The organism is Paenibacillus dakarensis (assembly GCF_001373415.1).
Taxonomy (GTDB): Bacteria; Bacillota; Bacilli; order Paenibacillales; family Paenibacillaceae; genus Paenibacillus_AQ; species Paenibacillus_AQ dakarensis.
This window is the reverse complement of sequence record NZ_CDSE01000028.1, coordinates 53,433-68,621: the sequence shown is the minus strand read 5'-3', so window position 1 is coordinate 68,621 and position 15,189 is coordinate 53,433. Positions and strand designations below refer to the sequence as shown.

Annotated in this window: 15 protein-coding genes; 1 reads left to right on the top strand and 14 read right to left on the bottom strand. The window is 44.9% G+C overall.

The annotated features are described in order from the left end of the window. The 3 genes from BN1234_RS08110 to BN1234_RS08100 form a co-directional block, all read right to left on the bottom strand. A partial coding sequence (locus BN1234_RS08110; protein WP_082423137.1) for an OPT family oligopeptide transporter occupies positions 1–798 on the bottom strand: 798 nt, incomplete at its 3' end. Between the two features lie 214 nt (positions 799–1,012). Next, positions 1,013–1,351 carry a four-helix bundle copper-binding protein gene (locus tag BN1234_RS08105; RefSeq protein WP_054956158.1) on the bottom strand — a complete coding sequence of 113 codons (339 nt, stop codon included), beginning with the start codon at positions 1,349–1,351 and terminating at the stop codon, positions 1,013–1,015. 160 nt (positions 1,352–1,511) lie between these two features. Next, entirely contained in the window at positions 1,512–2,504 is a 993-nt protein-coding gene (locus BN1234_RS08100) for a CobW family GTP-binding protein (RefSeq protein ID WP_054956157.1), read from the bottom strand. 92 nt (positions 2,505–2,596) lie between these two features. Between BN1234_RS08100 and BN1234_RS08095 the strand changes: the two genes are divergently transcribed. Continuing rightward, a complete protein-coding gene (locus BN1234_RS08095; protein ID WP_054956156.1) occupies positions 2,597–3,109 on the top strand; it encodes a MogA/MoaB family molybdenum cofactor biosynthesis protein in 513 nt (170 codons plus the stop codon). An 86-nt stretch (positions 3,110–3,195) separates the two neighbouring features. Here BN1234_RS08095 and BN1234_RS08090 read toward each other — a convergent pair whose 3' ends face one another. From BN1234_RS08090 to BN1234_RS08040, 11 genes are all read right to left on the bottom strand, one after another. Next, positions 3,196–3,714 carry a hypothetical protein gene (locus BN1234_RS08090; protein ID WP_156337174.1) on the bottom strand — a complete coding sequence of 173 codons (519 nt, stop codon included), beginning with the start codon at positions 3,712–3,714 and terminating at the stop codon, positions 3,196–3,198. 113 nt (positions 3,715–3,827) lie between these two features. Then, positions 3,828–4,829, bottom strand: coding sequence for an acrylyl-CoA reductase family protein (locus BN1234_RS08085; protein WP_054956154.1), 1,002 nt, complete (start codon positions 4,827–4,829; stop codon positions 3,828–3,830). A 569-nt stretch (positions 4,830–5,398) separates the two neighbouring features. Continuing rightward, a complete protein-coding gene (locus tag BN1234_RS08080) occupies positions 5,399–6,868 on the bottom strand; it encodes a nicotinate phosphoribosyltransferase (RefSeq protein ID WP_054956153.1) in 1,470 nt (489 codons plus the stop codon). Positions 6,869–6,917: 49 nt separating this feature from the next. Continuing rightward, the gene (locus tag BN1234_RS08075; RefSeq protein WP_054956152.1) at positions 6,918–7,466 is read right to left on the bottom strand and encodes a cysteine hydrolase family protein; all 549 of its coding nucleotides are present in this window, start codon (positions 7,464–7,466) and stop codon (positions 6,918–6,920) included. Positions 7,467–7,511: 45 nt separating this feature from the next. Beyond that, positions 7,512–8,285 carry an NUDIX domain-containing protein gene (locus BN1234_RS08070; RefSeq protein WP_054956151.1) on the bottom strand — a complete coding sequence of 258 codons (774 nt, stop codon included), beginning with the start codon at positions 8,283–8,285 and terminating at the stop codon, positions 7,512–7,514. Positions 8,286–8,446: 161 nt separating this feature from the next. Beyond that, positions 8,447–8,860, bottom strand: a complete 414-nt coding sequence (locus BN1234_RS08065; protein WP_054956162.1) for a YlbF/YmcA family competence regulator — start codon at positions 8,858–8,860, stop codon at positions 8,447–8,449. Positions 8,861–8,936: 76 nt separating this feature from the next. Continuing rightward, positions 8,937–10,490, bottom strand: coding sequence for a tRNA (N6-isopentenyl adenosine(37)-C2)-methylthiotransferase MiaB (gene miaB, locus BN1234_RS08060; protein WP_054956150.1), 1,554 nt, complete (start codon positions 10,488–10,490; stop codon positions 8,937–8,939). Positions 10,491–10,714: 224 nt separating this feature from the next. After that, positions 10,715–11,287, bottom strand: coding sequence for a phosphate propanoyltransferase (pduL, locus tag BN1234_RS08055; protein WP_054956149.1), 573 nt, complete (start codon positions 11,285–11,287; stop codon positions 10,715–10,717). A gap of 111 nt (positions 11,288–11,398) precedes the next feature. Then, positions 11,399–12,265, bottom strand: coding sequence for a 2-oxoacid:ferredoxin oxidoreductase subunit beta (locus BN1234_RS08050; protein ID WP_054956148.1), 867 nt, complete (start codon positions 12,263–12,265; stop codon positions 11,399–11,401). A gap of 2 nt (positions 12,266–12,267) precedes the next feature. Further along, a complete protein-coding gene (locus BN1234_RS08045; RefSeq protein ID WP_054956147.1) occupies positions 12,268–14,022 on the bottom strand; it encodes a 2-oxoacid:acceptor oxidoreductase subunit alpha in 1,755 nt (584 codons plus the stop codon). A gap of 131 nt (positions 14,023–14,153) precedes the next feature. Next, the gene (locus tag BN1234_RS08040; RefSeq protein ID WP_170308008.1) at positions 14,154–15,113 is read right to left on the bottom strand and encodes a dipeptidase; all 960 of its coding nucleotides are present in this window, start codon (positions 15,111–15,113) and stop codon (positions 14,154–14,156) included. Between the last annotated feature and the right edge of the window lie 76 nt (positions 15,114–15,189).

Genomic DNA, 15,189 nt, shown 5'->3' with positions numbered 1-15,189 from the left:
CCCGCCGATTGGGCTTTCTGATGGAGATACAACAGCTTCTCCGCCTGCCCCGATAAATCCGATTGCAGGAATAAGAACAAGCCAAGCAAGAACCCCGCCTGCAAGCATCTGACCGGCAATTCTTGGTCCAATTATGTAACCGACTCCTAATAGTGCCGGGAAAATATCCATACCGATGACCGCATTTTTAAAACGGAATACAGCACTTTCAATTTCCGTCCGGAACCATTTAAAGCCGTCTCCCATTGCTTTCACCGCACCACCAACTAGAAAGCCGTACACAACCATTTTTGCACTTTTTCCTCCGGTATCACCCGACATCAATACCTCTGCACAGGCTGTTCCTTCAGGATAAGGAAGAGTTGCATGTTCGTTTACGATGAGAAGTCTCCGCAGCGGGACCATCATCGCCACGCCCAAGAAGCCTCCTACAAGTACAATAAAGCTGATTGTAGCCATGGACGGAATATGATTCCACATATACAAAGCTGGCAGCGTAAATATAGCCCCAGCTGCAACTGCTTCCCCTGCAGTCGTCATAGTTTGAACAATATTGTTCTCAAGAATTGATTTGCGCCGAAAAATCCCTCTTAAAACCCCTAACGATATTACTGCTGCCGGAATAGATGCACTGACTGTCAAACCAATTTTCAGCCCTAAATAGGCATTAGCAGCTGCAAAGACAACGGCAAGCACGATACCCAGGATTACCGCAAAAATCGTTAATTCTGCCATGGATTTCGAGGCAGGTATGTAAGGAACAAATCCTGGCGGTTTTTTCCCATTATTATCTTGCATGTAATGCTCTCCTCTCTAAGATGAATTTCTCTGGTGCAGGCTTGGAAAAACATCTTTAATGTACCCATACTGTGTCGTTTCTAATCGGTTTCTATCTCTCTGAGTTATAAACCAAATCCATGCCAGCCTATTGAAGATCATAAAAAAAGCCGGCTGATCAGCTGCCTTTTGAGGCAATGCTTAATCAGTCGGCTGTCTACAGAAAGATTAATACTTAGGCTGCACAACACAATTCTTGACATACAATGGCACATTTTCTGCAAACCTCTGCACATTGTTTGCAATGATCCTGCAGGTGCTTATCACACTCTTCTGCACAAGAGTTACACATTTTAACGCAAAGGTTGCAAATATCAGAAGCATAGGGACTCATGCGTGTCATGGCTTCTGCTGCAAAGTTGCAAATTTCTGCGCACTCCCGGGTAAGCGTAATACATTCACGCAGCATGGCAAGATCATATTCTTGAAGACAAGAGACATAACATACATTACAAGCATTCATTGCTTCCAGGCAAGCTTTAATACAATCATTATATTTCAGTTCATTATTCATTCGTTATTCCTCCTATGGCACATACTCAGTATGTTCTATGCACGTTTTTCTGTTATGTCATAGTATTAAACCACTAACCAACTAAATGAACCAAAATATATGTTTATTTTTACATATGAAACTTCCATCCTTCTATTTCCAGTATTTCTGCATAGAGAAGCTATTCCCCTTGTTCCAATTTAAAAAGCCGATCCTCTACCCAAGATTTGCTGAAATGCTCCCCGATAAATACAACGACATCCGATAGCTCGCCTTGCGGATTGATCTTCATATAATCTGATTCTCTATAAGCATACTGGAATAAAAAACGGCTGGCTGTGTCACTAAAAGATATTATTCCTTTGGCCCGGTATATCTCTCTGGGAAGCTCCGAAATCAACTCTTCAAATGCAACACTATCAATCGGCTTTTTTAAATAATAAGTGCAGGACATAACATGATCATGCGTATGATGGTGAATATGCTTCTCTTCACCAGATACACTGTTACCGTGCGGATGCTCTGAATGCTGAGCTTCACTTCCCAAAGCTTCAGGCATGACAGAAGCTTCTGCTGACAGAAGCTCCGGATTGACATCACAGCGAACTGCAGGAATGATATCTGCTAGTGAGTTCCATCCGCGTACGATGTTAGCCGCTTTGGTCTGCTGGTCTTCACTTACACGGTCAATCTTATTTAAAATTAACAGGGAAGCACAGCGAATCTGCTCCTGCATTAAACGGTATGTCTTCCCTTTTTGTTCCTCGTGTAAATGGAGCAGATGTGCCGAATCAACAACTGTAATGAGGTTCTTTACATCAATAGGGATATAAAGTGACGCTTCTGCTACGGCATCAAGGATTTCCATTGGATTTGCAGCGCCGGTTGCCTCAATTATGATAACGTCTGGCTGTTCCTTCTGAATCAACAGGGCAAGCTCTGATGTTAGATCAGCCCGGATGGAACAGCAGATGCATCCGCTAAGCATCTCTGCTGTTGGAACATCTTGACCAATAATCATTCCTTCGATATTTACCTCACCGATTTCATTCATAACAACCGCAGGCTTTAAGCCGCGTTCTTTCCAATATGAGAGCATCCTGGAGAGGAGCGTCGTTTTCCCACTGCCTAAAAAACCTGATAAAATATATATAGGTGTAACTTGATGATGCATATGTATCTTCCTTTCGCTATCATTCTTATGTTAGACGAGTTTACTACACCACCCTTCGATCAGCAAATTTTATTGGATTGGAGTTGTTATTCATGAATTCAGTTGAAGAGCATCGGCATCTGTCTCCAAATGCCATATCATGTTTTGTTATTACGGTATCTGACACTAGAACCCCGGAAACAGACGAAAGCGGAGCTTTAATGAGAAAGCTGCTTGAGGCATCCGGATATCATGTTGTTGACTATCGAATTGTAAAAGATGACTATGAACAGATCCGTGAGCTCATTCATGAAGCATCGAGCCGCCAAGAGGTGCAGACCTTGCTGTTAACTGGAGGGACAGGCATATCGAGCCGAGACTCCACTTATGAAGCGGTTTCCTCATTACTGGACAAGGAATTGGCCGGATTCGGTGAAATCTTCCGTTATTTGAGCTATGAAGAGATCGGAGCAGCGGCAATATTAAGCCGGGCCATTGGCGGAACAGTCGGTAACACAGCTGTCTTTTCCATGCCCGGATCTCAAAATGCTGTGCGCCTGGCCATGGAAAAGATACTTCTCCCGGAGCTGCGGCATGTCGTGCGTGAATTGAACAAGCAGCTTTAAACGTTGAGTCAAACTTATACGGGCAGCATAAACAAGACGGGTGCACTCATACGCACCCGTCTTGTTATTCCGTTCTATACAACCGTCTACCTGGTTGGATTGCGTGGTATATGCTTCAATACCTTTAAAGCAACCTGCTTAACTTGCTCTGAATATTGATTTCGTTTTACTCCAGCCGAGGTATAAACTAAAGCAGCTCCTTTATAAGCAATAATCATATTATCCATCTTATCTGTTTCGCTGAGTACACCAATACCGTACATTTTGTTCATGCCATTAACTCTTGCTTGTTCGTCTGCAAAAATATGCAGTGTTATCAGTTGATTCGAATCATTATTCATTAAGTACTGGTAAGACAGATTACCGGCAGGGTCCTTCACATAGGTCTCGTTGGTAAGTAGAATATTCATCTCTTTAAATAATCCCTGCATCGTTTCAAGAATCTGACCGTTCAAGCCTCTCCCATCCGACCTTGCTTTCTGGTTACCCTCTTGATAAGCTTGCATATTGTACCTTCGCATTTCTTCTCTGGCTGTATTTCTAGTACATCCCATAATTCCGAACAGCAATGAAATAGCAAACAACAGCATTATAAAACGATTCATTAGAATACGATCCACCAGCATGCCCATCCTTTCCATTTCGTACAACTATGCCTGTATGCCTTCTTGGGATTAGCATGTCTGGTGAAGAATACGATTATTCAGATATCGTCTTCTTAAAGTGCGATGATGCTCCGGCCTGCTGCTCTGCCGTTTAGAATATCCGTGAAGAGAGCTGGGAGCTCTTCCAGCGAATGGACATGGATGCCTGACTGTAATGCCGAATCCGGCTTCCATGCTCCAGCTAGTTTCCCCCATATTTCTTTTCTCAGATCCATAGGGCAATAGACAGAGTCTATGCCCAGCAGCTTAACACCTCTGAGAATAAAGGGATATACAGTAGTATCAAAATTCCCTCCGCCTGTTAAACCAGATAATGCGATGGCACCGTTATATTTCATGTGCTTTAATAATCCGCTTAATTGAGAACCTCCGACCGGGTCAATAACAGCAGCCCATTTTTCCGTCGATAACACGCCTTTAGTTTCCTCGTTAATTTCTTCTCTTGTGATTACATGCCGGGCTCCGAGACTTCTTAACCACTCGCCTTGAGCAGAAGCCTTGCCGGTAGATGCAGAGACATGAAAGCCGAGCTTAGACAGAATAGACACAGCAAAGCTTCCCACACCGCCTGTAGCACCTGTCACAAGCACCGGACCATCGCCAGGGCTAATACCATTTTGTATTAAGCTCACAATGGAGAGAGCAGCTGTAAATCCTGCTGTACCGATTCCCATAGCTTCCTTAAGAGTAAGCCCCTCCGGAAGATGCAAAAGCCAGTCACCGTTCGTCCGGGTATACTGACTATACCCACCTTCATGTGAAACACCTGTTTCGTAACCTGTACAAAGCACCTCATCCCCTTCTTTGAAGGACGGGTGCGATGATTCTACAACGGTCCCAGCGAAATCGATTCCTGGGATGAAAGGATAACGTCTCACAATTTTTCCTTTCGGTGTACTTGCAAGACCGTCCTTATAGTTTACGCCGCTGTAATGAACGCGGATCGTTACATCTCCTTCCGGCAATTGATGCATCCGCCAAGATTCAATCCCGCTCCGGAAGCCTTGATCATCATTCCTTACAACAAAAGCATTAAAAGCTATATCTGGACTCATCCTACTACCCCTTTCTCTTATGATCCTATGATAGATACTAACCGATCTTTACCGCTATTAAAAATGTCCAATTTTAAGCTCGGGCAAAATGTAGCGTCTTTTGTCGTCTCTTGCGCTTTCCCGAGAAATAATTCATTGTGGGTGGGTTATTTTCGTTGTTTGCAGGCGCTCCGCAGACGAAGCATCCCTCCTATCGCTCTTGCCCCCGAATTTCCTGAATTATTTTTTAAGCGGGAGAAATTCGGGTGCAAATGCGAACGCTTCGCTTATACGGGATCGCTTCGTCCCCTCCGCTGCTTCGTGCTTGTCCATTCAAAATAAAAAAACACCACCAAGGCGGTTACGAGGGACGGAAATCTAGCTCATCCTGGGCTACAGCCTGCCTATGTAACTGCAGCGTACCGTCTTCGCGGATACTTTAGTGGAATTCTGGACGGCTTTCCATTCGTCTTTAACTTTTGATTAAGCCAGCGATAGACAAAAACAAAAAACATGGCCGTGACGGGATCACTTCCCCAGCACGGCCATGTCTTTATTTTTTGTTTGATTTTCACTCGAGTACGTTTGTATTAATCTTCGTTGTTCTCTTCCAAATGCTCTTCCATATACTCGGCGATGAGCTTTTGCTTCATATCCCATACTTCTTCGCTCAAGTTCACACGATAAATTTCCGGATTAAGCTTTCTCAGGTATTCCGGCCAGAACTGATTCAATTGACTGTTATGGTATTCACGGATCTCTTCCAGCTTCGGAAGCTCATATACCAGCTCACCGTTCTCATAGATCAATGCAAGCATAGGAATTGCATCGAAATCCTTCACATTTTTACGCATATAAGGATGCAGTGGATTAAACAATTTCAGTTTGCCGCTTTCAGGCGGCATTTTTTCTTCCGGAAAACTAATATAATCCGCAATCGCTTTACCGCTGCCCTTGGAAACAATACGATACACATTCTTTTTACCGGGTGTGGTTACTTTTTCCGGATTTCCGGATATCTTGATCGTTGGAACCATAACCCCGTCAACTTCCCGCTCAACCAGCTTATAGACACCGCCAAGTGCTGGCTGGTCAGATGCTGTAATCAGCTGGGTTCCTACACCCCAAGTATCAATACGTGCACCTTGTGCCTTCAGGTCAAGAATCGTGTTTTCGTCCAAATCATTAGAAGCAACAATCTTAACGTAGTCCAGACCGGCTTCATCGAGCATTTTGCGAGCTTGAATCGACAAATATGCAAGGTCACCGCTGTCGAGCCGGATGGCATTCATTCGCTTGCCTTGGGCTTCAAGCTTTTTCGCTGTAATGATAGCATGAGGAACTCCGCTTGCAATCGTATCATATGTGTCCACCAGAAGAGTTACCTGATCAGGCATAACTTTAGCAAAAATATCGAATGCCTCTTGCTCGCTTCGGAAGGTTTGCACCCAAGAATGGGCATGGGTTCCCTTCGTCGGAATACCGAACATTTCACCTGCAAGCATGTTAGAAGTGGCATGGAATCCCGCTAAATAAGCCGCTCTTGCGCCCCATACCGCTGCATCGGCTTCTTGAGCCCGGCGGGTACCAAACTCCAGTAAAATATCATTCGCTGCCACTTGGCGGATTCGCGAAGCCTTGGTTGCAATCAGGGTTTGAAAGTTCATGAAGTTAAGTATTGCTGTTTCAACAAGCTGCGTTTCAAATATGGTCCCTTCTACCCGGATCAGCGGCTCATTCGGAAATACGAGCGCGCCTTCTCTCATCGAATAAATGTTTCCTTTAAAACGGAATCGGCGCAGCTCATCCAGAAATTCCTCATCGTAGTTCTCTTCTTGTTTAGATAAGTATTCTATATTCTCCTCCGTAAAATGAAGGTCTTTAATATAATTTACAATCCGTTCAAGGCCCGCAAAAACAGCATATCCATTCCCGAAAGGCAGCTTGCGAAAATAAGCCTCAAACACAGCCCGCGTACGATGGGAACCGTTGATCCAGTGCGCGTACATCATATTAATCTGGTATTTATCTGTATGTAAAGCCAATCCTGCTGTCAACATCATGATCTCCTCCTGTCACTTGGCTGTAGTACCCGAATACATCAATCAGTCAATCAACTCCGTAACGAATCACATCCGCACCCAAGCTGCCTTTAAAGTGACCGAGTGCCCACTGATGTCCTTCCGGATTAAAAGTTGCAACCGCATCTTCATATATCTTGAGAGAATACCCCAGGTTATATGCATCAACGGCAGTATGAAGCACACAAATATCGGTACACACTCCGATGAGATGAATTTCGCTGATTCCGCGTTCCCTCAATTTAACATCAAGATCCGTTCCGCAAAAAGCGCTGTACCTCGTCTTATCCATCCAGTAGATAGCGTCTTTGCGTGTCTTGTATACCTCTTCCAGTTCTCCATACAATTCTCTGCCGCGGGTACCTCGAATATTATGAGGCGGGAACAATTTGGCCTCTGGGTGATACGGATCTCCATCTTCATGTAAATCAACGGCCATCACAACAAAATCGCCCCGATCGGCAAATTCCTTGGTCAATTCCGCCACCGTATGCTGAATTTCTACTGCAGGCTCACCTACCGGAAGATTACCATCAACAAAATCATTCGTGAAATCAACAACAATCAATGCTTTCATTCCAATTCACTCCCTTAGAATAAAGTCTCAGCTCAAAATACTTCATTAGGTATAAATCGAAAGCAGTGGCGCATGATCCGTGAAACGGTACAGCTGCGCAGGCCGCTGCGAGTATTGATTGGAACTGAGCGGCTTTCCTTCTTTATCCCGTACTTCTTCCAAAATACCCTGCCGGCTTCGTGTAGAAGTGATCTTTCGAATAAAGTTAGGCTCCTTAAATTCGGGCACAACCGTCTGTATGACCTGATACAGTTCACTGAGTGTGAAGTTCTCAGGCAGAAATTGCTTAGCTATGGTCGTCTGCAGCATCTGATGCTGAATCTTACGGTAAGCATCCATGATGATTTCCCGGTGGTCAAAAGCAAGCTCCAATTGCTCAAGCGCTTCTTCAACGGTAAACAAGCCCACTTCTTCGGCATCATCCGCTGCCTGTCTGTGTTCAAGCATCCATTCCTCTACGAGAGCATAGAAAGCCTGACTTATAATCCAGCCTCTTGGATCACGGCCTGGAGCGCTATAAACACCTAAATATTCCAGATGGCCACCATCTACACCCGTCTCTTCCTTCAATTCCCGCTTGGCAGCATCATAGATGGACTCATTTTCCCGACAAAACCCGCCGGGTAAAGCCCACATGCCTGCAAACGGCCAAGATTTGCGGCGAATCAGCATCACCTTCAGTTCTCTAATAGGCAATGTCTTTGTTACCGTCTTCCGCTCACGCTTCGTCAATGTAAACATGACGATATCCGCAGGAACTCCGTCAGGTGTTCTGTACTTTTTGACGTTCATACTCGGGTTCTGTTCTTGATCAGTCATTATACATCACCATTTATGATTCAATTTGATAATATCATTATGACATATTTATCCTTGATGTCAAGATGTCTTGAGTGGATCATATAATATTATGCTCGCCTTGATTCTAATTCTATTCGAACAGAAAAGGCGCGGAATTAAATCCGCACCTTTCCTTAGTCTTAACCGCAGCTGCTCGGCGGTGTATCTTTACCGGTCTCTACGTTTACTTTTTGGGAGACAGTATCGTGAATAACAGACACTACCAATTGGAGCAAGTAGTTAATATCACTTTGGCTTTGCTGGAACTCGACAACGAGCGGAATTCCATCAATCTCATCCTGCAGCTCTTCGATTTCGCGTTCAATCTTAGCAACCATCTCTTTATTCTGGAAGGTCTCAAATGCAACAATTTCCTTCTGTTTTTTCTTAATAGTCTTAATTAATTCCTGAACGCGCTCGTGATTACGGATTTTCTCTTCTGCCTGTTGAAACATTTTAACTTCTTCACTTGTTGATATAAGTCCGGCAAGTTCTTCAGCTTTTGTCAGAATGTCTTCACGAATAACCAAATCACGCGAATGATAGGTTGGCATTCCATATTTATTTACACGACCCTGCTCCTGTGTCACGTTTATCGCTCCCCATTTTCATAATGTATAACAATATGATTTAAACCGCGTCCTCTGCAATGCTAGCGACCATATCACCTTTAATATACCAGGTCATCGGATCTGTAATTTTCACATGAACAAAGCTTCCAATCAAATCGGCAGATCCTTCAAAATGAACCAGCTTGTTAGAACGGGTACGACCCGACAACATCGAATGATTGTTCTTGCTTATTCCCTCAACGAGCACCTCTACCGTTGCACCAAGCAAGCAGTCGTTACTCTTGCGGCTATTCTCATTAATGACAGCATTCAAGCGCTGGAGGCGTTCGCTTTTCACTTCCATAGGAACATTATCCTCCATAACGGCAGCTGGCGTGCCTTCGCGCGGTGAATAAATGTATGAATAGGCAAAATCGTATCCCACTTCACGCACTAGGGAGAGCGTTTCCTCGAACTGCTCATCCGTCTCCCCGGGGAAGCCTACGATGAAATCACTCGTTAGTGATACATTCGGTATCGCCTTCTTAATCTTCTGGACAAGCTCCAGATAAGCCTCACGTGTATATTTACGACTCATCTTTTTCAGGACTTGATTGCTTCCCGATTGTACAGGAAGATGAATATGCTCCACCAGATTTCCGCCCTTCGCCAGAACCTCGATCAATTGATCATCGAAATCCCGGGGATGCGAAGTCGTGAAACGGATGCGTGGAATATCAATTTTGTGCATATCATCCATCAAATCGGCAAAGGTGTACTTCATATCCGTGAAATCTTTCCCGTACGCATTTACATTCTGGCCGAGAAGAGTAATTTCTTTAAAGCCTTGACGTGCAAGCTCACGAACCTCGGCGATCACATCTTCAGGTCTGCGGCTGCGTTCCTTCCCCCGTGTAAACGGAACAATACAGTAGGTACAGAACTTGTCACAACCGTACATAATGTTAACCCAGCCTCGAAGTCCTTCCCTCTTCTTAGGCAGGTTCTCTACAATGTCTCCCTCTTTGGACCACACTTCAACGACCAGCTCTTTGCTTATAAGGGCCTCTTGAATGAGGTGAGGCAGGCGATGAACATTGTGGGTACCAAACACCATATCTACGAAACCGTGCTTCGACAAAATCCGTTTTACGACTCCTTCTTCCTGGGACATACATCCGCAGACGCCAAGCAGCATATCCGGTTTTTCTGTCTTCAGATGCTTCAAATGACCAAGCTCACCAAACACTTTATCCTCTGCATTCTCTCGAATTGCGCATGTATTCAGCAGAATAATATCGGCTACCTTCCGATCTTCGGTTGGCTTATAGCCCATCTGCTCCAGCATTCCCTTGATCGTCTCGGAATCATGCTCGTTCATCTGGCAACCAAAGGTGTAAACAATATAGAATTTCCCTAAGCCAATGGTTTTAAATTCCTCCGGTAAAGCTGTATCGTACAGCACCTGAACGTTCTGTTTACCGCGTTGTTTTTCTTGTCTATGATTAGGCTCCGATAGAATATTGATTTCCCGTCCCCGAATACGGATTCTCTTACCGTTCTCGTCCTCAGACAAAATCTTGGCATCCGAAAAATCAAAATACTTGGAGTAGTCCTTCTTCTCTTTGGACATTCGTTCGGTCACTCCTTAAATCCGCTATAAATCCATGCTTAAAGCATGGAACCTGCCGTTTAGGCACTGCCAGTAATTATATCATGATCTGTTATCATAGGCTACTATCAACCGATTGACCCTATTTTAGCCATTCTACAAGTATAGAAAAAAGCCAGCCACCGATATGATCAGTGACTGGCTCTTGATGAATCAGCATTTTCTCAAAATGCCCGAATCCTTAATTAATCAACGATTTCTGCAGTATCCCCTGTTTTAGCTCCAGCTGCATTCGCTTCGTCTGTATCAATATGCATATCTAGTGCAAAGTTATCGGATACACGTGCAATGACATTCTCAAGCACTAATCCGCGCTCTCCGCCCAGACGTACTTTCAGCATTTGCTTATCTTGAATGCCCCATTTCTCAGCATCGGATGTATGGAAGTGAATGTGACGAGCTGCCACAATAACTCCTTTATCCACTGTTACTTCGCCAGCAGGGCCTTTGATTGTAACACCTGGTGTTCCTTCGATGTTTCCGGATTCGCGAACAGGTGCCTTAATGCCAATAGCAAAAGAATCCGTACGGGAAATCTCCAGCTGGGAAGCTGGACGTGCAGGTCCCAAAATTCTAACTTTATCGAATTGTCCTTTTGGACCGATTACAGCAACGGTCTCGTTAGCTGCGAATTGTCCTGGCTGGGACAATGGTTTGAACTCAGTCAATTGATAACCTGCTCCAAACAATGCTTCAATATGCTCTTGAGTTAAATGAATATGGCGGGCTGATACACCCACAGGTACAGTTTTACTCATATGTCTCACTCCTTGTATTCTCTATAAGCTGTACATGCCAACTTCTATTATACTCCCTATTACCCAAAAATAAAAAGGCATAGCGGTTTTCTCCGCCTGCCTTTAGTCAGATTATTTGAATTCTGCTACAAGATTGTCAAACTGTTCTTCGGTTATTTGAAGTTCCTGATGCGCAAGCGGCGTATCCCGGAACCCGGAAATTTGGTCTTCGTAACACTTGCGGCTCTTATCCTGATAAATTAACCCCGTAACGAGGCCATTTGTCTCCATCAGCTTCGTCATAGCACTAATCCGGTTTGTGGAATCGTATTCCGGGAAGCTGTCCAAACTAACAATGTTTTCTTTGAACCACTCATATGTGTTCACTTTATTGAAGGTAACACAAGGGCTGAATACGTTTATGATTGAGAAGCCTTCATGTTTAATTCCTTCCTCGATTAAAGCAGTCAGCTGCTTAATATCACTGGAGAAGGACTGTGCGACAAAAGTTGCTCCTGCCGATAGCGCGAGCTCCAGCGGAGACAGCGTTGACTCAATCGCCCCTTCCGGTGTACTCTTCGTCACAAAACCTTCTGCACTTCGCGGAGAAGTCTGTCCCTTCGTCAAACCGTAGATCTGGTTATCCATCACCACATAAGTGATGTTGATGTTTCTGCGAATGGCATGAATCGTATGTCCCATACCAATTGCGAAGCCGTCACCATCTCCACCTGAAGCAATAACCGTCAAATCACGGTTAGCCAGCTTTACTCCCTGTGCGATTGGCAGGGCTCGTCCATGTATACCATGAAGTCCGTAAGCTTGAATATAACCGGATATTCGGCCAGAACAGCCAATACCCGAGATAACAGCCAGCTGTTCGGGTTCCAGTCCACGATTGGCCGCTGCACGCTGAATAGCTGCCTGTATAGAGAAGTCGCCGCAACCGGGACACCAGTTCGGTTTGACATTGTTTCGAAAATCTTTAAACGTAGCCATCTTTATACCAGCTCCTTGCTGTCAACGCAAATACTTTTGCATTCGTTATAAATAATAGACGGTAAGAACGGATTCCCGTCGTATTTAAGCACACTGCGCACTTTCTCACCGCTGCCTGTATACAGCTTCACAAGATTAGCAAGCTGTGCTGTAGCATTGTTCTCAACCACAACAACCTGTCTTGCAGACTCAATATAAGGCTTGATCTCTTCATCTGGGAATGGATGCAGCAGGCGGACCGTTACATGATTCGTGCTGATTCCATCCTTTTCAAGCTCTTCACGAGCCTGATCAATCGTTCCTCCGGTAGACCCCATTCCGATGATTAGAAGATCTGGTGTTTCATAAGGTGCATCGGCAAGAATCGGATTTGTCACAACGACTTGACTCAATTTGCCCAGACGCTTATCCATCATCTTCTTACGGTTATCTGCGGACTCCGATGGACGGCCTGTTTCATCATGCTCCACGCCCGTAACATGATGAATTCCATTCTTAACGCCTGGAAGCACACGAGGTGATACGCCGCTTTCCGTAAATTCATATCTTTTGAACAAAGCCTTATCTTCTTGGTCCGGTACATCCGTTACAAGATTTCCGCGATCAATAACGATACGGTTATAATCCAGCGGCTCACAGGACTGCTTGCCAAGTGATAACTGCAGATCCGTTACAACAATCACCGGTACCTGATACTTCTCTGACAAATTAAAAGCCTCGATGGTATCATAGAAGCATTCCTCAAGGGTGCTTGGTGCAAGTACAATTTTCGGAATTTCCCCGTGAGTTCCGTGAATCATAGCGTTAATATCGCTCTGCTCTTGCTTGGTCGGAAGGCCTGTACTTGGGCCCCCGCGCTGTGTATCCACAATGACGACCGGCGTCTCTGTCATTCCTGCAAGACCAATGGCTTCCATCATAAGAGATAACCCAGGCCCCGCTGAAGCTGTCATGGTACGAACACCTGCATAGTTAGCACCGATAGCCATCGTTACGGCAGCGATCTCATCCTCTGTCTGTACAACAGTGCCGCCAAATTTAGGCAGCTTCTTAATTAAATATTCCATAATTTCAGAAGCAGGAGTAATCGGATAAGCGCTCATTAATCTGCAGCCCGCCGCCACCGCGCCAAGCCCGATTGCATCGTTCCCGATCATAAACAGCTTTTGCTTGCCATCAGCCGGCATAAGCTTAAATTCGTCCAGCGGGCCCCCTGCCAATTCAAGAACATATTCAGCTCCGCGTTTGACCGCTTCGAGATTCTTCTCCACAACCGCGGCACCTTTACGACCGAATTCTTCTTCCACAGCACGATTGAAAACATCGAGAGGGAGTCCAAGAAGCGCCCATGATGCACCGGATGCAACCATGTTTTTCATCAAGGAAGTTCCAAGTTCCTCCGCGATTGCCGTAATCGGAACAGGGAACAAGCGGATCGCCGAGCCCTCAGGAACAACCGGATTAAACTTCGCATCCGCTACAACGACTCCTCCTGCACGCAGTTCATGAGCATTTAGTTCTATACTCTCCTGATCAAATGCCACAAGTATATCCAAGTCATCAGCAATAGACCGAATCGGCTGTGTACTGATACGAATTTTATTATTGGTATGGCCGCCTTTAATTCGGGAAGAGAAATGCCGATAACCGTATAGATAATAACCCAGCCTGTTTAAAGCTGTTGAAAAGATACGGTCAGTGCTCTCCACCCCTTCTCCTTGCTGACCCCCGATTTTCCAAGATAATTGATTGATCAAGCTCTCCACTCCTTTTATATCAAAACATCTGATTATAGTAATCATTCAATAATATTTAAATCATAATATAACATTATCTTCGATCTGTAAAAACACGATAAAGTTTATCGATATAATGCTAAAATAGCAAGCTATATTTTCTGCTTATCCGGCTGTTCAGGCAGATGCTCACCCAGAAAATCCAGGGCGTTTCCAGACATCCATCCCCGAACCAGTTGTTCAGGGTAATATTTTAACAGCATTTCTGTAAAGGCCTGATACCTCCCGGGATTCTCCAGACCTTCTACCCACTCATCGATTCCGTCAAAATCAGACCCAAACATCAAATGCTCTGCTCCACCAAGCGTGCAAATCCGTTCAATATGCGGCAGCAGGTCCTCAGGTTTAACAGGATGTGTATCCCTCTTAATAAACCACGGTACGAACGTAAGCCCTATACGTCCATCCATAGCAATAATGGCTCGGATCTGTTCATCGTTTAAGTTGCGGGGATGCGGGCACACTTCAAACACATTCGAATGGGATGCGATGAGAGGCTTCGTTGTAAGCTCAGCCAACTCCCAAAATCCCGCAACTGATAAATGGGATACATCGAGCAGAATGCCGAGTTCATTGCACAGCTGGATTGCACTGCGCCCCTGATTGGTCAGTCCGCCTCCCCGCTTTTCCATAACTCCATCAGCAGCCCAGTTCGCATGATTCCAGGTCAGCCCCATAAATCTCACCCCGAGCTCATAGCAGAGTCGAACATAATGGAGATTCCCCTCAAGACCGTCCATTCCTTCAAGGGATATAAGCCCCCAACGTTTCTCCCCGTTCCGTACATCTTCAACCTGATTACTCCACTTGAGCCACTCCAGATGTCCTGTATGTATTAACCGGGAACGGAATATGTCGATTTGAGCCATCACTCTTTCAAACGAAGCACGCCCATACTGCTCAGATAAAAATATTGCAAACACCTGAAGGCCAACTTTCCCTTTATTCATTGACTGAAGTGTCACATCAAGCTCTGTACTTTGCTCAAAGGACAGCTTTGAATCTTCCCAGAGTTTACTTAAAGCATCACAATGAAAATCTACAATCTTCATCGTTGACTCTCCTCTCATCATTACATGGCAAAAAGCCTGTTTACACGGTTCGGTAAACAGGCTCATCCTCAACATT